General features: G+C 53.5%; 22 protein-coding genes and 1 pseudogene. 18 read left to right on the top strand and 5 right to left on the bottom strand.

Going from position 1 to position 21,270, the window contains the following annotated elements; genetic code table 11:
- Positions 1-77 precede the first annotated feature (77 nt).
- Both F3J37_RS00920 and F3J37_RS00915 read left to right on the top strand, forming a co-directional pair.
- Positions 78-941, top strand: a complete 864-nt coding sequence (locus F3J37_RS00920) for an NAD(P)-dependent oxidoreductase (RefSeq protein WP_166931311.1) — start codon at positions 78-80, stop codon at positions 939-941.
- The gene (locus F3J37_RS00915) at positions 942-1,724 is read left to right on the top strand and encodes an AraC family transcriptional regulator (RefSeq protein WP_166931308.1); all 783 of its coding nucleotides are present in this window, start codon (positions 942-944) and stop codon (positions 1,722-1,724) included. It begins immediately after the preceding gene.
- Here F3J37_RS00915 and leuA read toward each other — a convergent pair.
- A complete protein-coding gene (gene leuA / locus F3J37_RS00910; protein ID WP_166931306.1) occupies positions 1,675-3,360 on the bottom strand; it encodes a 2-isopropylmalate synthase in 1,686 nt (561 codons plus the stop codon). The genes F3J37_RS00915 and leuA overlap by 50 nt on opposite strands.
- Before the next feature lie 299 nt (positions 3,361-3,659).
- On the opposite strand from leuA, the gene F3J37_RS00905 reads away from it, so the two are divergent.
- The 8 genes from F3J37_RS00905 to pqqF all read left to right on the top strand — a co-directional run bounded on the left by F3J37_RS00905 (position 3,660) and on the right by pqqF (position 11,380).
- Positions 3,660-4,592 (top strand): ABC transporter substrate-binding protein, encoded by a 933-nt coding sequence (locus F3J37_RS00905; RefSeq protein WP_166931303.1) that lies wholly within the window; start codon positions 3,660-3,662, stop codon positions 4,590-4,592.
- A 79-nt stretch (positions 4,593-4,671) separates the two neighbouring features.
- Positions 4,672-5,697, top strand: a complete 1,026-nt coding sequence (locus tag F3J37_RS00900) for a dipeptidase (RefSeq protein ID WP_166931301.1) — start codon at positions 4,672-4,674, stop codon at positions 5,695-5,697.
- Positions 5,698-5,847: 150 nt separating this feature from the next.
- Entirely contained in the window at positions 5,848-5,919 is a 72-nt protein-coding gene (gene pqqA, locus F3J37_RS00895; protein WP_010617686.1) for a pyrroloquinoline quinone precursor peptide PqqA, read from the top strand.
- 55 nt (positions 5,920-5,974) lie between these two features.
- Complete coding sequence (gene pqqB, locus F3J37_RS00890) at positions 5,975-6,901, top strand: pyrroloquinoline quinone biosynthesis protein PqqB (RefSeq protein ID WP_166931299.1); 927 nt, start codon at positions 5,975-5,977, stop codon at positions 6,899-6,901.
- Entirely contained in the window at positions 6,898-7,653 is a 756-nt protein-coding gene (gene pqqC, locus F3J37_RS00885) for a pyrroloquinoline-quinone synthase PqqC (RefSeq protein ID WP_038647148.1), read from the top strand. Before pqqB ends, pqqC begins: the two co-directional genes overlap by 4 nt.
- Before the next feature lies 1 nt (position 7,654).
- Complete coding sequence (pqqD, locus tag F3J37_RS00880) at positions 7,655-7,936, top strand: pyrroloquinoline quinone biosynthesis peptide chaperone PqqD (RefSeq protein ID WP_064511334.1); 282 nt, start codon at positions 7,655-7,657, stop codon at positions 7,934-7,936.
- A complete protein-coding gene (pqqE, locus tag F3J37_RS00875) occupies positions 7,923-9,062 on the top strand; it encodes a pyrroloquinoline quinone biosynthesis protein PqqE (RefSeq protein WP_160867239.1) in 1,140 nt (379 codons plus the stop codon). The genes pqqD and pqqE overlap by 14 nt, the downstream gene beginning before the upstream one ends.
- Positions 9,062-11,380 (top strand): pyrroloquinoline quinone biosynthesis protein PqqF, encoded by a 2,319-nt coding sequence (gene pqqF, locus F3J37_RS00870; protein WP_166931296.1) that lies wholly within the window; start codon positions 9,062-9,064, stop codon positions 11,378-11,380. The genes pqqE and pqqF overlap by 1 nt, the downstream gene beginning before the upstream one ends.
- Here the strand turns inward: pqqF and F3J37_RS28080 are convergent.
- Together F3J37_RS28080 and F3J37_RS00865 are read right to left on the bottom strand one after the other, a co-directional pair.
- Positions 11,371-11,466 (bottom strand): annotated as a pseudogene (locus tag F3J37_RS28080) (helix-turn-helix domain-containing protein); the annotation flags it as partial. The gene pqqF and the pseudogene F3J37_RS28080 sit on opposite strands and share 10 nt — an antisense overlap.
- Before the next feature lie 199 nt (positions 11,467-11,665).
- Positions 11,666-12,355, bottom strand: a complete 690-nt coding sequence (locus tag F3J37_RS00865; RefSeq protein ID WP_166931294.1) for a hypothetical protein — start codon at positions 12,353-12,355, stop codon at positions 11,666-11,668.
- A 373-nt stretch (positions 12,356-12,728) separates the two neighbouring features.
- On the opposite strand from F3J37_RS00865, the gene F3J37_RS00860 reads away from it, so the two are divergent.
- Positions 12,729-13,283, top strand: coding sequence for a YceI family protein (locus tag F3J37_RS00860; protein ID WP_205298845.1), 555 nt, complete (start codon positions 12,729-12,731; stop codon positions 13,281-13,283).
- Between the two features lie 101 nt (positions 13,284-13,384).
- Here F3J37_RS00860 and dld read toward each other — a convergent pair whose 3' ends face one another.
- Positions 13,385-15,079, bottom strand: coding sequence for a D-lactate dehydrogenase (gene dld / locus F3J37_RS00855; RefSeq protein WP_166931288.1), 1,695 nt, complete (start codon positions 15,077-15,079; stop codon positions 13,385-13,387).
- A 435-nt stretch (positions 15,080-15,514) separates the two neighbouring features.
- Between dld and F3J37_RS00850 the strand changes: the two genes are divergently transcribed.
- The 7 genes from F3J37_RS00850 (at position 15,515) to F3J37_RS00820 (ending at position 20,371) form a co-directional block, all read left to right on the top strand.
- Entirely contained in the window at positions 15,515-16,495 is a 981-nt protein-coding gene (locus tag F3J37_RS00850; RefSeq protein WP_034827295.1) for a 6-phosphofructokinase, read from the top strand.
- 10 nt (positions 16,496-16,505) lie between these two features.
- Positions 16,506-16,820 (top strand): PTS sugar transporter subunit IIB, encoded by a 315-nt coding sequence (locus F3J37_RS00845; protein WP_034827292.1) that lies wholly within the window; start codon positions 16,506-16,508, stop codon positions 16,818-16,820.
- A complete protein-coding gene (locus tag F3J37_RS00840; RefSeq protein WP_034827290.1) occupies positions 16,813-18,180 on the top strand; it encodes a PTS sugar transporter subunit IIC in 1,368 nt (455 codons plus the stop codon). Before F3J37_RS00845 ends, F3J37_RS00840 begins: the two co-directional genes overlap by 8 nt.
- Positions 18,167-19,009, top strand: a complete 843-nt coding sequence (locus F3J37_RS00835) for a class II fructose-bisphosphate aldolase (protein ID WP_045814340.1) — start codon at positions 18,167-18,169, stop codon at positions 19,007-19,009. Before F3J37_RS00840 ends, F3J37_RS00835 begins: the two co-directional genes overlap by 14 nt.
- 64 nt (positions 19,010-19,073) lie before the next feature.
- On the top strand, positions 19,074-19,343 hold the full coding sequence (locus F3J37_RS00830; protein WP_034827286.1) for a hypothetical protein: 270 nt from the start codon (positions 19,074-19,076) through the stop codon (positions 19,341-19,343).
- A gap of 9 nt (positions 19,344-19,352) precedes the next feature.
- Positions 19,353-19,790 (top strand): PTS sugar transporter subunit IIA, encoded by a 438-nt coding sequence (locus F3J37_RS00825; protein ID WP_038647128.1) that lies wholly within the window; start codon positions 19,353-19,355, stop codon positions 19,788-19,790.
- Entirely contained in the window at positions 19,787-20,371 is a 585-nt protein-coding gene (locus tag F3J37_RS00820) for a P-loop nucleotide/nucleoside kinase family protein (RefSeq protein WP_166931285.1), read from the top strand. Before F3J37_RS00825 ends, F3J37_RS00820 begins: the two co-directional genes overlap by 4 nt.
- Here the strand turns inward: F3J37_RS00820 and F3J37_RS00815 are convergent.
- Positions 20,344-21,201 carry an NAD(P)-dependent oxidoreductase gene (locus tag F3J37_RS00815; protein ID WP_166931282.1) on the bottom strand — a complete coding sequence of 286 codons (858 nt, stop codon included), beginning with the start codon at positions 21,199-21,201 and terminating at the stop codon, positions 20,344-20,346. The genes F3J37_RS00820 and F3J37_RS00815 overlap by 28 nt on opposite strands.
- Positions 21,202-21,270 lie beyond the last annotated feature (69 nt).

Genomic DNA, 21,270 nt, shown 5'->3' with positions numbered 1-21,270 from the left:
CGCACCTCTCGCCTGGCTGCGCGCAGAAATTTCTGTCAGTCTGACTGTTTTGTCTGAATGCATAAAAGGGAATCAAGATGAGTCAGCAACCCGTCGTGGCGGTATTAGGTTTGGGCGCAATGGGGCACGCGTTTGCCGCAAACTTACTGAAAAAAGATTTTGTGGTGCGCGGCTGGAACCGCACGCGTGCCAAAGGTGAAGACCTGCTGGATGCTGGTTTGCAGCTTAGCGACAGCGCGGCACAGGCGGTGGAAGGCGCAGATGTGGTGATCGCCATGCTGTCTGACGGCGACACCACGCGTCAGACGCTGACCGAAGCGAGCAGTGCATTGAAGCAGGGCGCGACCGTCTGCCAGATGGGGACTATTGGCGTGGAAGCGACTGATGCGCTGATTGCCGACCTGCAACAGGCACGTCCGGATGTGCTCTTTATCGATGCGCCGGTTTCCGGTACCAAAGCGCCTGCCGAAAATGCGCAGATTCTGGTGATGGCCAGCGGCGATCAAAGCAAAGCGCAGGCCGCTGAGCAGGTGTTTGCTGCAATTGGAAAAGGCACACAGTGGCTGGGTGAGGCGGGTGCCAGCTCGCGTATGAAACTGGTGGTCAACAGCTGGCTGATTGGCCTGATGCAAAGTCTGGCGGAGAGTACACGCCTGGCGGAGCAGTTTGGTTTCAGCACCGACGATCTGTGGAAAGTGCTGGATGGCGGCCCGCTGGCAGCCCCGTACGCCAAAATGAAACTGGGTATGATCGCCAGTGGTGATTTCACCCCGCAGATGCATCTGGTGTGGGCTTTGAAAGATGCCAGATTGGCACTGGATGCTGCGGGTGAGACCAAACTGCCCGCGCTGGAGAACATCGTAGATGTCTGGCAGCAAGCGGTCGATGCCGGTTACGGTGAGCAGGACCTGGCGGCGGTTTACCAATACCTGAAGCGCTAAATGAGCCAGCGCCTCAACTTCGATTTTAGCCAGCGTCCGCTGGTGCCTTATGCGCACGATTATGTGCACGGTGATGCTGAGTCATGGCATCACCACGATTGTGCACAGTTGATCCATACCTTAAGCGGCGTAGTGAAAGTTGAAACCCGGCAGGGCAGCTGGATTGTGCCGCCGAGTCGTGGCGTGTGGTTACCGGCGGGCACCGGGCATGCACTGCAGATTGTGGGTGCCGTGGCGGCACGCACGCTGTTTGTCGATCCGCTGGCGCGGGCGGATTTGCCTGCCAGCTGTCAGGTGGTGCAGATTTCCCCGCTGCTGCGTGAGCTGATCGTCAGTGCTCTGGCATTGCCGGATCAATACGCTTCTGGCAGTCGTGCAGAACGCATTTATGAATTGATTCTCGATGAGATTCGCGTAATGGATGTGCTGCCCTTCGGCCTGCCGTGGCCGGAAAGTGAGAGGATGCGTGCACTGTGCCAGCAAATTCATCAGCAACCGGGCGAGAGCTGGACACTCGCGAGAGCGGCCAGCGAACTCTGTGTCGCTGAACGCACGCTGGCGCGGCATTTTAACCGCGAAACCGGATTGCAGTTCAGCGACTGGGTGCGCCGCGCACGTCTCAGCGTGGCGTTGGCGCGGCTTGCGCAGGGCGAAACGGTGTTAACGGTGGCGCTCGAACTCGGTTATGACAGCCCGAGCGCCTTCAGTGCGATGTTCCGCCGCGTGCTCGGCGTTACGCCGGCGAACTACTTTCCTGCGGCAGAAAAGCGTGGGCTGCGTTGAGCAAAGCCTGTAACGAGGCGCGTGCTACATCATTATCGATGCCGACACCCCAGGCACGTTCACCGCGCGCATTGAGACAGCTGATGTAAGTGACGGAGCGGCTGTCACTGCGTTTACCCAGCGTATGCTCGTGGTAATCCTCAATGCTAATCGCCAAATCATAGCGCTGACGCAGTGCCGCGACCGCCGCCGACAGCAGTCCGTTGCCTTTACCTTCCAGCGACAGCGTTTGTCCGCCATCCTGCACCCGCGCTTTAAACCGCGTTTCCCCTTTCTCATCACTGTGGCTTTCCGCTTCCAGCAAACGCCGCGCAGGCTGGGTTAAGCCGTAATGCTGACAGAACAGCTGCCATAACGCGTGATGGGTCATCTCCTGGCCGTGAGCATCGGTTTGCTGCTGCACAATGCGGCTGAAGTCTTGCTGCAACCCACGCGGTAACTGTAGTCCATGGTTTTGCTCCAGTAGCCAGGCCGCTCCGCCTTTACCCGACTGACTGTTGACGCGAATCACCGCTTCGTAGCTGCAACCGATATCGATCGGATCAAGTGGCAGATACGGCATTTGCCAGATCGCTTCCTGACGCTCATTGCGTTCGGCAAAGCCTTTACGAATCGCATCCTGATGCGAACCCGAAAACGCGGTAAACACCAGCTCACCAGCGTACGGATGGCGCGGATGCACCGGCAACTGGTTACAACGGGTCACCACTTCCAGCACCTGCTGGATATCGCTGAAATCGAGTTCCGGTGCCACGCCCTGAGTATACAAATTGAGCGCCAGCGTCACGATATCGACATTACCGGTGCGCTCACCATTACCGAACAAGCAGCCTTCAACGCGATCGGCTCCGGCCAGTATCGCCAGTTCGGCGCAGGCCACGCCGGTGCCGCGATCGTTGTGCGGATGCACGCAAATCGCCACCTGCGATCGCTGGCTAAAATGTCGGCAGAAATACTCGATCTGATCCGCATAGACGTTCGGAGTATTCACTTCCACCGTGGCGGGCAGGTTGATAATCATCGGGCGCTCCGGACTCGGTTGCCAGATCGCTGCGACTGCTTCACAAATCTCCAGCGCGAATTCTGGTTCGGTAAAGCAGAACGTTTCAGGTGAATACTGGAAGGTCCATGCGGTGTCGTTTTGTGCTTCACATTGGGCGCGGATTTGCCGTGCCCCGGCGCAGGCCAGCTCAATGATTTCTGCCTTACTTTGACGGAACACGCGCTCGCGGAACAACGGCGCAGTGGCGTTGTACATATGAATAATCGCCTGCGGTGCACCACGCAACGCTTCAAAGGTACGCTCGATCAGGTCGCTACGCGCTTGCGTCAGCACCTGAATCGCCACGCCCTGTGGAATATGATTCTGCTCAATCAGCAGGCGTACAAAGTCGAAATCGGTTTGCGAGGCGGCAGGAAACGCCACTTCAATCTCTTTGAAGCCGCAGCGCAGTAACAACTGCCAAAACTCGAGCTTGCGGGCGCTGTCCATGGGCGTAGCCAGCGCCTGGTTGCCGTCGCGCAGATCGGTGGAAAGCCAGCGCGGTGCCTGGGTGAGCTGGCGCGATGGCCACTGACGGTCGGGTAAATCGATCACCGGGAAGGGGCGGTATTTTTCAGCAGGGTGGTTCAGCATGAGGTTCTCCTTATGGGTCTGTACTCAGTCTGGACCACATCGCCGCACGCTGCTCACGCATAACTGACAAGCTACATTGCGTAACTGACATTTCGTTGCGAAGTTGCCGCAGCAGCCGGGCCCACATTCTGTGAACCCTCGCTATCCCAACCGTTCACAACAAATGTGGGATGATGAGAATCGACGGCCAAAAGCGTTGTACTGCTTATGCGCAGGATGATTTTCCTCAGACGAAATCGGCATCTGGGCTTTTAGCACAACAGGGTAGTCTGGGGTTTTGCGCTATAAGAGAAAATAGAATGAAAAGAAAAGCTTTAGCCCTGTTAGTGATGCTTGCCAGTGGAACCGCTGCGGCGGAAACCGTCACACTGCGCATTGCCGACCAGAAGGGCAATATGCATGCCGAGATGGAAGCGGCGCAGCAGCTCAATAATCTCAATTATAAAATCGAATGGGCGGAGTTCCCGGCAGCGGCACCGCTGGCGGAGGCGCTGAATGCAGGCGCCGTCGATGCGGGGATTATCGGTGACGCGCCGCTGCTGTTCTCGCTGGCGGCGGGTTCGCAGGTGAAAGCGGTGGCAGTGAGCAAATCCGTACCCGCAGGTTTAGCGGTGTTGGTGAGCCCGGATTCAGCGATCAAAACCGTGGCCGATCTGAAAGGCAAAAATATTGCCACCGGGCGCGGCTCAATTGGTCATTTTGAAGCGTTAAAAGCACTGGAAAAGGCCGGTTTAACCGATAAAGACGCCAACTTTCGTTTCCTGACGCCCGCCGATGCGCGCATCGCATTAGCCAACGGTTCAGTGGATGCCTGGTCTACCTGGGATCCTTATACCGCGCTAGCGGAAGTCACCCATACTGGACGTGTGCTGATCAATGGCGTTGGCCTCTCCAGCGGCAACAGTTTCCTCGCGGCCACCGATGCGGCCCTTAAAGATGATGCCAAACGCGCGGCGCTGCAGGATTACGTTAATCGTCTGGCGGCGGCAGATCGCTGGGCGAACAGCCATGTTGATGCGTACTCCACCACGCTGGCAAAAATTATCGGCTTCCCAAAAGAAGCCGCGGCGAAGTCCTTTGCGCGGCGCAAGTCGCATTGGCAAGCCATCGATGATGCCACTATTGCGCAGCAGCAGGACACCGCCGATTTTTATCAAAATCAGGGTCTGATCAAGCAGCATCTCGACGTCAAACCCACCTTTTATCATGGCCTAAAGGTTGCACAGAACTAACGCTTTGTGCCCCTTTATTTGGCGAATCAACCGGGCGCGAGTAGCATGGCGCCTATATTGTCTCGCTGTGTGATCCCCTATGTTATTTAAAACCTTCGATGGTCATAACGACCTGCTGCTCAATCTGTGGCTGCATCATCGTGACGATCCCGCTGGCGCCTTTTTTTCTGGCATTGAGAAAGGGCATCTGGATTTTCCACGTATGAAGCAGGGTGGTTTTGCCGGTGGGCTTTTTGCACTGTTTGTCCCGCCGCAGCGCTACATCAATGAGGTCGCGCCGCAACGTGCAAACGAGCAGTGGCAGCCGCTCAATATTCTCTGGCAGCAACTCGACATCCTCAAGACGCTGGCAGCGCAGTCCGGCGGGCGGGCCCGTTTATGCCTGACGGCGGCGGATATTGCCAGCTGTCGCCACGATGGCGTGCTGGCGATGGTCGCGCATATTGAAGGGGCGGATGGATTCGATGCCGATGGCGAAGATTTGCATGCCTTTTATCAGGCAGGCGTGCGCAGCATCGGGCCTTTCTGGAACTTACCTAACCGATTTGGTGAGGGGGTAAACGGTGCTTTCCCGCATTCACCAGACACCGGACCGGGCCTGACCACCGCCGGTGAGCAGTTGATCCTTGCCGCCAATCGCCATCGCATGATGATTGACGTGTCGCATATGAATGAGAAAGCGTTTTGGGACACCGCACGGCTCTCAACGGCACCGCTGGTGGCCAGCCACTCTAACGCTCACGTGCGTTGCGCGCAGCCGCGCAATCTTACCGACCCGCAACTGCGTGCCATTCGCGACAGCGGCGGTGTGGTAGGTATTAATTTTGGTAACGCTTTCTTACGGCCGGATGGCAAGCGCGATAGTGATACGCCATTGATCGAAATTGTTAAACATCTGGATCATTTAGTTGAAATAATGGGGCCAGAAAACGTAGCATTTGGTTCGGATTTCGACGGCATCAGCGTGCCCGATGCGTTGAAGGATGTTTCAGGGCTACCGCATCTCTATGCGCTGCTCACGTCACTCGGCTATGATCAGGTCATGATTGAGCAGTTTGCCTGGGGGAACTGGCTGCGCGTCCTGCAACAGATTTGGCAGGATTAGCACAATTCCCTTACCGAATCAGGGTTGATCTGCCCGCTACATTGGCGCAACATCAGCCCGCGTCGTGCCTTGCTGCCAGAAAATTCGTTTACTGGTGCAAGCATTTCCAGCAGAGCCTGCTCTGCGTTATTTGTTTTGAGGAAGAAAGTTATGTGGAAAAAACCTGAATTTGTTGACCTGCGTCTGGGCCTGGAAGTGACTCTGTACATCTCCAACCGCTAAGACTTTCTGCCCGCCATTCGTGCGGGCATTTTATTTTTCATTCTGGTTATCTCTCATGTTTATTAAAGTGCTCGGTTCAGCGGCAGGCGGCGGCTTTCCGCAGTGGAACTGTAACTGCGCCAATTGCAGCGGCCTGCGCAACGGTACGATTCAGGCTCAGGCGCGGACGCAATCCTCGATCATTGTCAGTGACAACGGCGAAGATTGGGTGCTGTGTAACGCATCGCCAGATATCAGCCAGCAGATCGCCCACACACCCGAACTGAATAAAAAAGGGGTACTGCGCGGCACCGCGATTGGCAGCATCATTCTTACCGACAGTCAGATCGATCACACCACCGGTTTACTCAGTCTGCGCGAAGGCTGCCCGCATCAGGTGTGGTGTACGCCCGAGGTGCATGCCGATCTCACCAGCGGTTTCCCGATTTTCACCATGTTGCAGCACTGGAATGGCGGGCTGCAGCATCATGGTCTTACGCCACTCGAACCGTTCCGCGTCGATGTCTGTCGTAACCTGCAGTTCACCGCCATCCCGATTCTCAGCAACGCGCCGCCATACTCGCCGTATCGCGATCGTCCGTTACCGGGCCATAACGTCGCGCTGTTTATTGAAAATACCGCCAATGGGCAGACGCTGCTGTATGCGCCAGGTCTGGGCGAGCCCGATGCGGTGATCATGCCGTGGCTGGAGAAAGCCGATTGCCTGTTAATTGACGGCACCGTCTGGCAAGACGATGAGTTGCTCGCCACTGGCGTCGGTAAAAACACCGGCAAAGCGATGGGGCATCTGGCCCTCGCGGAAGAGCATGGCCTGATGGCGCTGCTGGCGTCACTGCCGGCGAAACGCAAAATCTTAATTCATATTAATAACACCAATCCGATCCTCAACGAGCAGTCGCCACAGCGTCAGTATCTGACGCAGCAGGGCATTGAAGTGAGCTGGGACGGGATGGCGATTCATCTGCAGGAGAGCGCATCGTGATCATCACCGAAGCCTTATCGCCACAAGAATTCGAGCAGGCGCTGCGTGCCAAAGGCGCGTTTTACCATATTCATCATCCGTACCATATCGCGATGCATAATGGTGAAGCGACGCGTGAACAGATTCAGGGCTGGGTCGCGAACCGCTTCTATTACCAGACCAATATTCCCCTTAAAGACGCGGCGATTATGGCGAACTGTCCGGATCCCGCAACCCGCCGTAAGTGGGTGCAGCGCATCCTCGATCATGACGGCAGCAACGGTCAGGAAGGCGGTATTGAAGCCTGGCTGCAACTCGGTGAAGCGGTGGGATTGGATCGTGAAGTCCTGCTGTCCGAAAAACTGGTGCTTCCGGGCGTGCGTTTTGCTGTGGATGCCTACGTTAACTTCGCCCGTCGCGCCAACTGGCAGGAAGCGGCCTGTAGCTCATTAACTGAGCTGTTTGCACCGCAAATCCACCAGTCGCGCCTCGACAGCTGGCCGCAGCACTATCCGTGGATCAAAGAAGAGGGTTACTTCTATTTCCGCAGCCGCCTGAGCCAGGCAAACCGCGATGTGGAGCACGGGTTGGCGCTGGCGCTGGAAGTGTTCACCACTGCTGAGCAGCAGAACCGCATGCTGGAAATTCTGCAGTTCAAACTCGATATTCTCTGGACGCTGCTGGATGCCATGACCATGGCGTATTCTTTGCAACGCCCGCCTTATCACACGGTCACCGATCAGGTGTCCTGGCACAGCACAAGACTGGTGTAACATGATAAAAGATAATCTGATTCCGGCCTTCCGTCGTGGCTATCGCATGCAGTGGGAAGCGGCGCAGGATAGCCATGTGGTGCTGTATCCCGAAGGCATGGCGAAGCTGAATGAAACCGCGACGGCGATCCTTGAACTGGTCACCGGCAAACAGGATGTGGCCGCCATCATCGCCATTCTCAACAGCCGTTTCCCGGAAGCGGGCGGCGTGGATGATGACGTGAAGGAATTCCTGCAATCCGCCGTAGAACAGAAATGGATCCAGTGTCGTGAACCTGAATAAAACCGCCACGCCGCCGCTGTGGCTGCTGGCTGAGCTGACTTATCGCTGCCCGCTGCAGTGCCCATACTGCTCGAATCCGCTCGACTTCTCGCAACAGGAGAAAGAGCTGACGACTGAGCAGTGGATCGAGGTGTTCCGTCAGGCGCGCGCCATGGGCAGTGTGCAGATGGGCTTCTCGGGCGGCGAACCGCTTACGCGGAAAGATCTGCCCGAGTTGATCAAGGCGGCACGCGATCTCGGTTTCTACACCAACCTGATTACTTCCGGTATCGGTTTGACGGCGAAAAAACTCGACGCCTTCGCCGATGCGGGTCTGGATCATATTCAGATTAGCTTCCAGGCGAGTGATGAAACCCTCAATGCCGCGCTGGCCGGTTCGAAAAAAGCCTTCCAGCAGAAGCTGGAAATGGCGAAAGCGGTAAAAGCACACGGCTATCCAATGGTGCTGAACTTCGTGCTGCATCGCCATAATATCGACCAGATCGATAAAATTATCGACCTGTGCATTGAGCTGGAAGCGGACGACGTGGAACTGGCGACCTGCCAATTCTATGGTTGGGCGCATCTTAACCGCCAGGGCTTATTGCCGACGAGGGAACAGATTGCCCATGCCGAATCGGTGGTGGCGGAGTACCGTGAGCGAATGAGCGAAACCGGCAACCTCACGAATCTGCTGTTCGTCACGCCGGATTATTACGAAGAGCGACCAAAGCCTTGTATGGGCGGTTGGGGTTCAATTTTCCTCAGTGTGACACCGGAAGGTACGGCGTTACCTTGCCACAGCGCACGCCAGTTACCGGTTGAGTTCCCATCAGTGCTTGAGCACAGTCTGGAAGACATCTGGTACAACTCGTTTGGTTTTAACCGTTATCGCGGCTATGACTGGATGCCGGAGCCGTGCCGCTCCTGTGATGAGAAAGAGAAAGACTTCGGTGGTTGCCGTTGCCAGGCCTACATGCTGACCGGCAATGCGGATAACACCGATCCGGTATGCAGTAAGTCACCTCATCACGGCAAGATCCTGGAAGCGCGCCGCGAAGCTACCTGTAGCGACATCAAAATCGCCCAGCTTCAGTTCCGCAATCGCTCCAACTCTGAACTGATCTTCAAGCAGCGAGTCACCTGATGACCTCGCGCCAGCTGGTGTTAGCCAATGGCCTGCGTTGCCACCTGCATCATCAGGCTGATGCGCGTGATGCCGCCACGTTGATTCGCGTGCGTGCGGGCAGTCTGGATGAACCCGACCGCTGGCCGGGTCTGGCGCATTTGCTGGAGCATCTGTTGTTTTGCGGCAGCGAGCGTTTTAAAGACGTTGAGCGCCTGATGCCGTGGGTGCAACAGCGCGGCGGGCAGGTCAACGCCACCACGCAACTCAGCCACAGCGCCTTTTTTTTCCAGCTTCCCGCGGCGAAGCTGTCTGAGGGTGTGCAGCGGTTGAGCGATATGATCGCCGCACCATTGTTGAGTCAGCAGGCTATAGAGCAGGAAGTGGCGGTGATTGATGCGGAATGTCAACTTCTGCAACAGCATGCCGACACGCTTTGTGAAACGGCGCTGGTGGATAGGTTGGGCGGGGCATTTCAACGTTTTCGCGTCGGCAATCAGCAGGCTTTTGGTGACAATGTCACTTCATTGCAGGTTGCGTTGCGCGACTTCCATCAGCGCTTTTATCACGCGAATGCCATGGAGTTGTGGTTGCAGGGCCCGCAATCGTTAGATGAGTTGGCGGAGCTGGCGCTGCATTTTTCTTCGATCAGCTCGGCAAAAATCTTACCTTCAAATCTCACACTCACACAGCCTCCAGGCGACGTGATGTTGCAGCTGGCAGGTGATGAAAGCTTCTGGCTGACTTTAATGTTATCCGGTGATGAACGTGCCTTACGTGACAATGTCACCTTGCTCAGTGTGTTCTGGCAAGATGAGGCGCCAGGCAGCCTGCTGAGCGCGCTCAGAGAAGCTGAATTATGCGATACGCTGCAGGGACAATGGCTGTGGCAGGATGCGCAGCACGGTTGGCTAGCACTGCGCTTCAGCGGGCCTAAAATCAGTGCGGAGCAGGCTCATCACATTGAACACTGCTTCTGGCAGCATTTAGACGCCATCAAACTCTGCTCTTCGGAGCAACAGCAGCATTATGCGCAGCTGGCGCGGCACGATTTTGCCTGCTTATCGCCACTGGAGCAGTTGCGTGGCCGGGCGCTGGGCTTTGCGCCTGCCGATTATGTGCCGCAGGGGTTCAGTGCTTTTATCGCCGCATTGGCGCAGGCGCCTTGCTCACGCTTGCTTACTCAGCAGCAACTGGACTCGCCAGAAAGCGTCCAGACGCAAGGTTTCACGCTGCTGCGCAAAAAAGGGCTGCCGCAAAGCCGCAGCACATTTTCAACGCCTGCACTCTTTTTCTATCCCACTACGCAACCGGCCGTATTGCCACTGTTATCACCGATAGCGATGCCGCTGCCGCGTTTTGCGCCCCGGCAACAGGTTGAAACCTTGCTGTTGCGACCCGCTTTTTATCACACGATGAGTGATGCCGAAGCGCAGGCCCGGCAAACCCGGCTGCGTCCAGTGCTGGCGGCGTTGCGGCATGCTGGAGGAAGTGGCAGTTGGCAGCAGAAGCAGGGGGTCTGGCAGTTGGTGCTGAATCTGCCTGTCTGTGAGTCACACGCTTTGTTGTCCGTGCATCATGCACTTAAGGCACTGAACCTGACGCCCCAGCCAAAACCGCTGCCGCATGCCCAAACGATTGTGATTCGGCAGCTTCTTGCCGCCTTGCCCGCTCAATTGATTGCCCCGGCTGGTGACACTCGATGGCTGGCAGCATGGTGCGGTAAGCACACGTCATTGCATCAGCGAGTATCGCATCTGCTCAGCGACTTCACGCCTGATTTAGTAAGCGGTGCACAGCCGCCGCGCTTGCAGCGGGGCATTAAGCCGGTCCCTTGTACCGGAGGCGATCAGGCGCTGCTGCTGTTTATTCCGCTGCCGCTAGCTGATGACAGGCAAATAGCCGCATTGCGCGCGCTGTCGTTGTTGCTGGAACCGCGCTTTTTCCAGCGATTACGGGTCGATCAGCAAATTGGCTATGTGGTGTCGGCACGCTACCAGCGCGTGGCGGATGTCGATGGGCTAATGCTGGCACTTCAGTCGCCACAGATTCCATGGCAAACGCTGCTTGGACACTGCAAACGTTTTTTACGCGAAATCGTGGCAGAGCTAGATGCCATCACGCCGCAAACCTTAGCGGCCTGGCAAGCCACACTGCGCGAACAGTGTGATGCCAGCGATAACGCGGAAGTCGCACTGCAGGGGTTACGACAACAGCAGGGATTGCCGACCCTCACGCGCGATGCGGTTGCATCCCTGACACTGCCCCTTATCCAGCAGCTTCATACCCGATTAATGCGCGAACGCCGCCGCTGGCGAATACTCGTTAATCAGAGTTGAAAAGCGATGTGCTTACCGTTAGGCAAAGTCACATCAATACTTATCTCTCCGCCCAATGCAGCCACGTAACGCCTTATAGTCCAAAGTTACTTCCAAAATTTCTTAGCGAGGAAAATCAATATTCCATACAGTATAAATGTACTTATTGCTAACGTAGCCCAGGTTTTTTCAGGCCATCTGTCATATGTGAATGATGTAATGATCACCAAAAATATAATAGGTATGACAGTGAATACTTGCATCCAAAGGAAATCTTTTAGTAAGCTTTTTAAATTTCTCATAAGATTACATATTTCCTGACATGGTGAGCAAATGTTTTAAATTTTTAATTATTGTATTTTCGTCGAAAAATGAATCCTTGATGACATGGCCAAGAACCGGCTCCACTATAAAGTACATCATTTCTAATTTTTTAGTGTAAAGAACATGATAAAATAATGGGTTTAACATTTTCAATCTTCCAGCTGATTCTGCAGCATCCTGAACAACACCATAAAGCCCTGTCGCCATTACAGGTATAGCCGTCCATTTTCCGACATGAAATCCAGAAATATTTAATCCACGAGTTACAGCTAATGCAATGGATAGGGAAATTCCATTGCTTAAGCCAAAGTTGGATGCTATTCGACTACCATACCCGCTTAACTCTTTAATTATTTTATCTCTACCATGAGAGTTAAGGTTTTTTATTTCATGCTCCACATATATTTGTATTATATCTACTGCAATACTCTGCCTTTTGTAAATTTCCCGTAGGCCGAGTAAAAATCTAACATCTTCGTCCTTCAATTTAGAACACACGTCGAGATAGTTATCAGTTAAACATGACGTGTACCAGCTGAGTCGGGTCACACCAGAGCCAATCTGGCTCATTTGTTTTGCAAGATTTTCACTTACACCTTTGACGGCGTTCTCTAAGCGCAGAGCTAGAGACCTGTCTGACTCGATTTGAGAAATGATGTAGTCGTTGTGCAAGTTGATTTCCTTATCAATAATTCCATTACAGATTGTAGGCATATAAACGAGAACATAGCAAAATACGGGGCAGGCCGCTATTTTTAATTGAACACTACTTGAATGAATCGCCAATCAAATACTGCGGTGTTGTGCGCCCAATCCCACAGTTTTTTCTGCTATGACAGATGTCATAGTTAACAGGCTATGAATACTATCAGTCTAAAAAACTTTCACCACACTAAACCATTACCCACTGATATTTTTGAATATATTTGAAGGTCACGGGCAAATCTCTTCACTATTCCTCAGCCTCCGATTTGGAGACACTCAATAGATTCTCCCGATCTAAAAGGAACGCTGAGTGAAAAACGTTACCCGTTTAATCCTGCCAATGTTGGCAGCCGCTGCTTTGTATGCACCTGTTTCTCAGGCTGCGGCGATGCATTATGACCTCGACCCCGCGCATACCTCGGTTATTGTGACCTGGACGCACTTCGGTTTCTCCCATCCAACGGCCGACATCCCCAACAGCAAAGGTTCGCTGGTGTTTGATAAGGATCATCCTGAGCAGTCGCGCGTCGATGTTACGTTGCCGATCTCTCAGATTGATACGCATGTGCCCGCGCTGACCAAAGAGTTCCTCGGTACGGAATATTTCAATACCGCTAAATATCCTTCAGCTGTGTTCCACAGCACCAAAGTGGTGGCGAATGGTGACAATAAGTTTGATGTGGAAGGCAATCTGACGTTGAAAGGCATCACTAAGCCGGTCACGCTGCACGCGACGTTGAATCAACAGGGCATGCACCCGATGGTGAAGAAGCAGGCGATTGGTTTTGATGCTACAGGCGTGATCAAACGTTCGGATTTCAAACTGGATAAATATGTGCCAGCGGTAAGCGATGATGTGACGCTAACCCTGTCTACCGAAGCGTACGCGAAGTAATTCACACGGCGTGTCAGTAAAGTAAGGTTACGCATCCTGTTGCGGGACAGGGATCAGGATGCGTAACGGCTGGGAAGATAGGATGGTGCCAGGTTATGCCTTTACGCCCAATACTTCTTCTTACTGGTTTTACCCACGCCAGGGTTGCAGCTATTAGTCGGATCCAACTGCTTCCAGTGATCCACATGCTCGCACGATGCCTGATAGAGATGCCCCACATTATGCTCAGCCGGATACTTTGCACCACGCTCAGCCAGATAGACTTTCACCGCCTCCTTAAACGTCTTCGCATCGACCCCTTCCTTCAACACATAATCCTGATGATTCACATAACAGAAAAAGTGCCCGCAGCAGGAATCAACCTGCACCTGTGCCGCTAAGTGATCGGGTAAGATTAAACGCCAGGCATCGTCATTGCGGCGCAACGCCACGTCGAAGGCCACCAGCCTTTCGTTCGGGTTATAACCCAGCGCATCACAATAAGAGATGGTGCAACCGCCTACGCCAAAGCGCACCAGGAAGGCATCTGCGCCTTCCCGGGCATCACAATGGAAAAAGCCGCCGCTGTGTCCGGCAAAGAACTGCTGCAATAACGTCTGCAATTCAGGGGTCTGCTGGGCATCGACTTTGATCATCAGATGATGTTGATATTCATCGCGATAAGCCATGATGCGCGGGGCAATAAAGCTCGGCGTGAGCTGGTTAAAGCATTGCAGCGCCCGATCAACAAAATTACGCGGCAGGAAAGGCAGATGGCTGACACGCACGTCCCACTTCCCTTTATTGCTCATCATTTTAGGAATAGCCTGCGGGCCGAGTTTACGGATCGCCAGATACATATGCTTGGCGTACCGCACGGTTAAGTCGAAGGCGTTGCGATGAATGTATTCTGCCTGCAGCGGCAGTTCGCTCATCTCGGTGAGGAGAAAACGACGCAGTGCCACCAACTCGCGTTCATCGTTTGTGCCAATGTAGAAGGTATCGCTACCCGCGCTGGCCTCAAAGGTGGGTAAGCGCACCGCAAACACCACCACTTTACCCGCGCTGCCAGAACTGTCGTGCAGATAGCGCAGGTCACCATTAAAACGCGCAGGGGAGTCAGCGTTGACATCGCGCAGGCGATCGGCGTAATCATCGGCCCATATTTTGCCGTCCCAGTCTGCCTGGTCGCCGGTCTGATACTGTTGCTCAGTCAGACTCTTCAGCATTGCTTCCGGCGTTTCACCCAAATCGATACCCAGATGATTGACCATTTCTAAGCGCCCATCATCATGAATACGGGCAAACAGTGATTTTTCAGTAAAGGCGGGGCCCCGGCGAATCAGCGAACCGCCCGAGTTGTTGCAGATACCGCCCACGACAGAAGCGCCAATGCAGCTGGAACCAATCACCGAGTGCGGTTCGCGTCCCAGCGGTTGCAGCGTGTGCTCTAGTTCGGTCAGGGTGGTGCCGGGGAAGGCGATGACCTGACGCGCCTGATCGATCACCTGCACGCCCTTGAGCTGGCGGGTACTGATGATCACCACTTCGCGGTCATAATCATTGCCATCCGGCGTTGAGCCGCCGGTCACACTGGTATTCGAGGCTTGCATCAGGATAATGGCGTCCTGTGCCACGCAGACCTGTAGACTTTGCCACAGTTGCTGCAAGTTTTGCGGCAATATCACTGCCAGTGCCTCACCGCGACCGACACGAAATCCTTTGGTGTACCAGGCTTTATCATCAGCATGGGTCAATACCTGTTTGTCGCCCACTATGTCAGCGAGCTGACGCAACATCTCCTGCGAGTTGGTCATGTTTTCTCTTCTTCGTCATTTATTTGCTGCGATATTGGACAGCCAGATAAACGTGACGTCAATCATTCATCGGCACTGATCAACAAATAACGCACTGAATCATTATCCCTTTATCTTTCGTGGGGAAAAGTCGGCGTACCGATAAAAATGCGCGGGCAATCACAATTCAGATCGAAAGAAACTCAGGCAAAAACGTGATGGCAGGCTAAATGCGTTTCACACCATGAAATAAATATAACCGGATGATTTTATTGGTTTTGTTAAATGATGGGTGAAAATTGCAATGTGATAATCATCACAAAAAACAGTGACTATTAATACTTGTCAACGTCAGATGGAATGAAATACATGGCAAAAATGTGATCTCTGTTGCAAATAGAAAAGTCGTTCACCGGAAGAATGAATGTCAGACGCGCAGCATACGGAGTGATGACAATGAGAATTGGCATAGTGATAAGCGGTGGCGATGTTACCGGAATAAATAACTTTGTGTTTCAGATATCACGTATGACGCAGGCAGATATGGTGTTATTTAATGGCGGCATTCCCGGTTTATTAGAAAATCGCCATCAGGAAATGTCACAGCGCGATCTGGTGGACTATGCCATCACTTCCATTCCCGTGATGCAATCAGGACGAACCACGCGAAAATTAATTCGCCCTGAGTATGAGATGATCGCCAAACAACTCAAATCGCTGCGCATTGATGTATTAATTATGGCCGGGGGGGATGGCTCATTACAGTTTTTACATACATTAAGTGAATTCGGCGTGAATTGCTTTGGTGTAGGTATGACCATTGATAATGATGTTTTTGGCAGTGACTACACCATTGGTTTCTCTACCGCTTGTGAGCAAGTCTTAAAAGAAGTTTCGAAGTTAAGAAATACCGGCCGTGCATTAACCGGTCGCGTATTCATGGTGGAGTTGCTCGGCGGTTATTGTGGTGAATTGACGCTGCAGTCAGCGATCAAATCCAATGCTGATTTTGCGCTGATTCCGGAGTGCCAAATCCCAACACAAGAGTTGGCAGAGCGCATCACGCAACGACTTGCTGCACAAAACAGTGTGGTAATCCTCTGCTCTGAAGGCTACACCCGCGAATACTCGCCGGGCTTTCAGGGCGCGATTGATACCTTAATTAAACAGATTGAGCCGCTAATAGGGGTACGAATTCGTAAAACTATTATTGGTTACGGCTTGCGTAGTGGTGACCCGACCTGTGAAGAGATTTATCAAGGCACCATTATGGCCAGTGAAGTTGCGCGCTGTATTCAGTCGGGGATGCGCAACAAAGCGGTGATTATTAATGGCAGTAATCGACCGATACCGATTGATCTTATAAGCATGAAAAAACGCCTGGTTGATACCGAAGGGCATCATTACAAACTCGCTAAACAACTGCATATTCTGTGAGGAAAACGCCATGCTGAAAATATTATGTGTTTGTGGATGTGGTCTGGGCTCCAGTTTCGCTATCGAAATGAGTGCCAAATCCGTATTAAAGAAACTCGAAATTGAAGCGGATATTGATCACACCACGATTTCAGAAGCCAATGCTTTTAAATCCGACATGATTCTAACCCAAAAAGCCTTTGCGGATGTCCTGAATGCCGATGCCAGCCCCGAGCAAATCAAACGGGTGATTATTCTCAATAAGCTGACCGACAAGGCAGAAATTGAAGAAAAAATCGTGGCGTTTATGAAAGAACGTAATCTGAAGGTTGCTAACCATGAATAGTGTGATCAACTTCCTGGTAAAAGACTTATTAGGGCAGGCATCGATTCTGATCGCCTTTATTGCCCTGATTGGTCTGCTACTGCAGAAAAAATCCGCAGGTAAGGTGGTGGAAGGCACCTTTAAAACGCTGCTGGGTTTCTTAATTATGATGGCGGGTATCAACATTATTGTCGGTACGCTGACCTTCCTGAATACCATCTTCACCCACGGTTTTGGCATGAAGGGCTATATCACCGATGTGGCCGCCATTGCCGGATTAGCCAGCCGCGAGCTGGGATCAGAAGTGGCGCTGACATTGTTGGTGATCTTTATCGTCAACATCATCATCGCGCGTCTGACGCCGTTCAAATACATCTTCCTCACCGGCCAGGCGCTGCTGTGGATGGCAACCATCGGCGCGGTGATTGGCTACAAAGCCGGGCTGACAGGTTTACCGCTGATCCTGACGGGCGGCATCTTCGGCGGCATTATGGCGGTCGTGATGCCAGCGCTGGCTCAGCCGGTGGTGCGCCGAATCACGGATTCCGATGATGTGGCACTCGGACACTTCTGCACCATTGGCTACTTGTTGACAGCGGCAGTGGCGAAGGTGGTCGGTAAAGGCTCGCGCTCAACGGAAGATCTCAAGCTGCCAGACAACTTCAAGTTCCTGCAGGACACCTATCTGTCGATGGCAGTGGTGATGGTACCGATGTACCTGATCCCGGCAGTGGCAGCAGGCCCAGAATTTATCGGTCAGTACAGCAATGGCATGAACTACCTGATGTATGCCTTCATGCAATCGATTCAGTTTGTTGCGGGTGTATTCGTATTGTACAGCGGTGTGCGTTTACTGCTGAACGAACTGGTGCCAGCCTTCCGTGGTATCGCTATGCGCCTGGTGCCGGATGCCAAACCGGCACTCGATTGCCCGGTAATGTTCCCTTACGCACCGAATGCCGTGATTGTCGGCTTCCTGGCAACAACGCTGGGTTCCGTGGTCGGTATGCTGGTGTTCCCTATGTTCGGTCTGGCGATGATTCTGCCTGGGCTGCTCACCAACTTCTTTGCCGGTGGCACCGCTGGCGTGTTTGGTAACGCGCTGGGTGGACGCCGCGGAGCGATGATTGGCGGCTTTGTACACGGTCTGTTTATCACCTTCCTGCCGGCCATTCTGGTACCGATGCTCGAAAGCTACGGCTTCACCGGTGTGACCTTCAGTGACTCTGACGTCATCAGTACCGGACTGGTATTGGGTCATGCGTTCCAGGGCAACTGGTTGTTCGTCGCACTCTTTATTGTCTTTATCACTCTGATCGCCTGGTTTGTTAACGGAAAATCCCCTAAATCCCACGAGGAAAAGCTTCATGAAACTTTATAACTTTACCGATCTGTTACAGGTGGCTAAACAACGTGAATTTAAAGCGCTAGGTTCCTTTAATTTGCACTGCCTGGAAATGTTACCGGCCTTTTTTAAAGCAGCAGAGAAAACCAACAGTCCATTAATGATTCAGATCTCAACCGGCACGGCGAAATATCTCGGACACAAATTATTAGTCGATGCGATTCGCTCATTATCTGAAAGCCGTAATGTACCGACGTGCCTGCATTTGGATCACTGTTCAGATCTCGATGCGATTCAAACGGCACTGGACGCCGGATTCAGCTCCATTATGTACGACGGCTCGCATTTATCGATTGAAGAGAATATTGCCAATACGCGTCGCGTGATTGATATGGCGCGCCCATTGCAGGTATCGGTTGAAGCCGAACTGGGTGCTATCGGTGGTTCAGAAGACGGTAAAGAAGTCGAAATGAACGATGCGTCCTTTACCACCGTAGATGATGCTAAGCGTTTCGTGGATGAAACAGGCGTTGATATGCTGGCCATCTCCATCGGTACTGTACATGGACTGTATACCGGTAAAGCGCATATTCAGCATCAGCGTCTGGCCGATATTACTGAAGCGACTAAAACCCCGTTGGTGTTGCACGGCGGTACGGGCGTGAGTGATGAAGACATGCGCCTGGCCGTGCGCAGCGGTATCGAAAAAGTGAACGTCGGCACGGAAATGAATGTGCAGTGGGTGGCAAACTGCAAGCAGACGTTTGAAAAAGGTAAAGTGAATGACAGCGTACGCAACTTCCTGGTGCCCGCAAATGATGCCGTTACCAATGTGCTGGTAGAAAAGATTTCACTGTTCCGTTAAGTACGACTCACTCATGACGTAATAAACCTGAGGTGCCCTGGCGCCATTCGGGGCAGGAGACGCTATGTTTGGATTCTTGAAAAAGGGCTCAGAAAATAAGAGCCAGGATTCACAAGAAATAGATCTTCAGGCAGAAACCATCAGTGGAAAAATTAGCGAGCTGGAACAACAGCTCGCTGTTAATCCGCAGGCAGTTGATACACAGAAACAATTAATGCTGGAATATAATCGTGCATTAAATATCTTTGCGAAAAGCCGCCGTTTTCGTCAGGAAATTGATCCGCTGTTCGTTAAAATTGATGAACTGCGTAATACCATCCGCAAATCAATTTAAGGAGGCAGTATGAGTATTAAGCGACTGCTGCAAGAAGCGAATGCGATTCAGGTGGGGATCAGCGCCACGGACTGGCGCGAAGTGATCGCGCTGGCCGCACAACCGTTGGTGAGCGGAGGATATGTGAAGGATTCGTATCCGGAGGCGGTGATTGCCAATACGCTGACGCACGGTGCTTATTATGTGTTTGAGGAAGGGATAGCCATTCCGCATGCGCGTCCGGAAACGGGCGTGCTGAAAGATTGCTTCAGCATGATTGTGCTGGATGAACCGATCTCTTTTGAGGGTAGTGACAAAGCCGATATCGTGATCATGTTCGGCGCGCGCGACAGCAATGCGCACATCGAAGAAGGCATTCGCGCAATTGTCTCGTTACTGGAAGATGAAGAGACGCTGGTGCGGTTACGCCAGGCCAGCAGTGTGGCGGAGGTGATAGAAATCCTATGACTTCTCACACTGCAGAAAAGGTGGTGGTGCTGGTCAACGGCATCCCCGCGTCGGGGAAAAGCACCCTGACACGCGCCATGGCGGAGCAGTTTGGTTTTCCAGTGCTGACGCTGGACAGCCTGAAAGAACCGTTTATGGCCAGTTTCGCGCCGGTGGACCGACTGCGTAACCGGCAGTTGGGGTGCGCGGCCTATCAGGCGATCTGGAAGGTGGTCGGACAGGCACCCAACTGCTGCGTATACCTGATTGATGCCTGGTTTGGCTTCCAGCCTAAAGAAGTGCTGCAGCAAGGATTGCAGCAGGCGGGCATTACCCGGGTACTGGAGCTGTGGCTTTCCATCACACCGGACGAAGCGGTCGCGCGCTATCAGTCACGATTGACCGATCGCATCCCGGGCCATCCAGGTGCCGAGTATCTGCCGGAACTGCGCAAGCTGGCGGAAACGGCGCAGCCGATGGCGCTCGGACCGGTGCTGCAACTTGATGCCGCCGATCCGGATGAAGCGGCCGCGAGTGCCTGGTTGCAGCGTCAGCTGCGGCTGCCGGTGAGTGCTCAGCCCGCTTTGTCTGCATCAGGTTGAAAGAAGTCCGCCAGTAAGGCGCTGAACTGTTGATCGTGTTGGCGATTGTCAGCCAGCTGGCGGCAGATTTCCCCTAATGCGCGATAAAGCTGGTCGGTGGCCAGTTCGCCCTGATTGAGCGTGGCAATCTCATCCATCTCCGCCGCCCAGCGCCAGGCTTTTGGCAGCATATCCGGGGCGGCTTTTTCCATTCGTTTCAGCAGGGCCTGCTGGCTCTCCTGCATCTCTTCGCGCAATGCCTCGGCGGCTCCCACGCGGCTGGCATTAATCAGCATCGCCGACGTCAGCAGGGTAATGCCTTTGTTGATACCGGCGTACGCCATCTTCAATGCTGAGGCGGCGCCGTTTTGAGCGTTCATCAACCGTATCCGCAATCCATAATCACTTAACTGCGCCAGTTTCCCGGCATGGGGCCCTGCAAACCAGAAGCGTGGTCCGGTGGGATTTTGCTCGCCCGGCGGCAAGCCAATAATCGCTGCATCAGCAAAGGGTGTGCCGGTGCTTTCGATCACCTGAGCCACCTGCTTTAGCGTCTCCGGACTGATGGCGTTGCAATCTACATACAGCGGCTTATGTACGGCAGCTTGCAGAAGCGGGGCCATCTGCTGCGCCCAACTGAGTGCCGATTCGGGCGGCAGGATCGACAGGATAATATCGGCCTCACACAGTGCCTCTGCGCTGCAGTCGACAATATTGGCCTGTTGTGCACGCTGTTGAGATTGGGCGGAGCGTTGGCTTAGCGGGGTAATCACCCGCGCCCCGTGCTGGGCAAGCACAGCCCCGATGGCCGCGCCCATAGCGCCGGGTGCGGCGATAGCAATGGTTGTCATCACGATAACTCCTTCAGGCATTAACTTCTCAGTATGGAACGTGCTAAAAGGATCGTGTGCAGGGAAGTG

Origin of the sequence: Candidatus Pantoea communis, assembly GCF_011752685.1 — a bacterium.
Classification (GTDB): domain Bacteria; phylum Pseudomonadota; class Gammaproteobacteria; order Enterobacterales; family Enterobacteriaceae; genus Pantoea; species Pantoea communis.
This window is presented reverse-complemented; position numbering and strand designations above follow the sequence as displayed.

Bases quoted from the DNA above. Each gene is read 5' to 3' on its own strand.
- F3J37_RS00825 (WP_038647128.1), top strand. From the start codon at position 19,353: ATGAGTATTAAGCGACTGCTGCAAGAAGCGAATGCGATTCAGGTGGGG.
- F3J37_RS00835 (WP_045814340.1), top strand. From the start codon at position 18,167: ATGAAACTTTATAACTTTACCGATCTGTTACAGGTGGCTAAACAACGT.
- F3J37_RS00850 (WP_034827295.1), top strand. From the start codon at position 15,515: ATGAGAATTGGCATAGTGATAAGCGGTGGCGATGTTACCGGAATAAAT.
- F3J37_RS00920 (WP_166931311.1), top strand. From the start codon at position 78: ATGAGTCAGCAACCCGTCGTGGCGGTATTAGGTTTGGGCGCAATGGGG.
- F3J37_RS00915 (WP_166931308.1), top strand. From the start codon at position 942: ATGAGCCAGCGCCTCAACTTCGATTTTAGCCAGCGTCCGCTGGTGCCT.
- F3J37_RS00840 (WP_034827290.1), top strand. From the start codon at position 16,813: ATGAATAGTGTGATCAACTTCCTGGTAAAAGACTTATTAGGGCAGGCA.
- F3J37_RS00830 (WP_034827286.1), top strand. From the start codon at position 19,074: ATGTTTGGATTCTTGAAAAAGGGCTCAGAAAATAAGAGCCAGGATTCA.
- F3J37_RS00845 (WP_034827292.1), top strand. From the start codon at position 16,506: ATGCTGAAAATATTATGTGTTTGTGGATGTGGTCTGGGCTCCAGTTTC.
- F3J37_RS00820 (WP_166931285.1), top strand. From the start codon at position 19,787: ATGACTTCTCACACTGCAGAAAAGGTGGTGGTGCTGGTCAACGGCATC.
- dld (WP_166931288.1), bottom strand. From the start codon at position 15,079: ATGACCAACTCGCAGGAGATGTTGCGTCAGCTCGCTGACATAGTGGGC.
- F3J37_RS00860 (WP_205298845.1), top strand. From the start codon at position 12,729: ATGTTGGCAGCCGCTGCTTTGTATGCACCTGTTTCTCAGGCTGCGGCG.
- leuA (WP_166931306.1), bottom strand. From the start codon at position 3,360: ATGCTGAACCACCCTGCTGAAAAATACCGCCCCTTCCCGGTGATCGAT.
- F3J37_RS00905 (WP_166931303.1), top strand. From the start codon at position 3,660: ATGAAAAGAAAAGCTTTAGCCCTGTTAGTGATGCTTGCCAGTGGAACC.
- F3J37_RS00815 (WP_166931282.1), bottom strand. From the start codon at position 21,201: ATGACAACCATTGCTATCGCCGCACCCGGCGCTATGGGCGCGGCCATC.
- pqqF (WP_166931296.1), top strand. From the start codon at position 9,062: ATGACCTCGCGCCAGCTGGTGTTAGCCAATGGCCTGCGTTGCCACCTG.
- pqqB (WP_166931299.1), top strand. From the start codon at position 5,975: ATGTTTATTAAAGTGCTCGGTTCAGCGGCAGGCGGCGGCTTTCCGCAG.
- F3J37_RS00900 (WP_166931301.1), top strand. From the start codon at position 4,672: ATGTTATTTAAAACCTTCGATGGTCATAACGACCTGCTGCTCAATCTG.
- pqqD (WP_064511334.1), top strand. From the start codon at position 7,655: ATGATAAAAGATAATCTGATTCCGGCCTTCCGTCGTGGCTATCGCATG.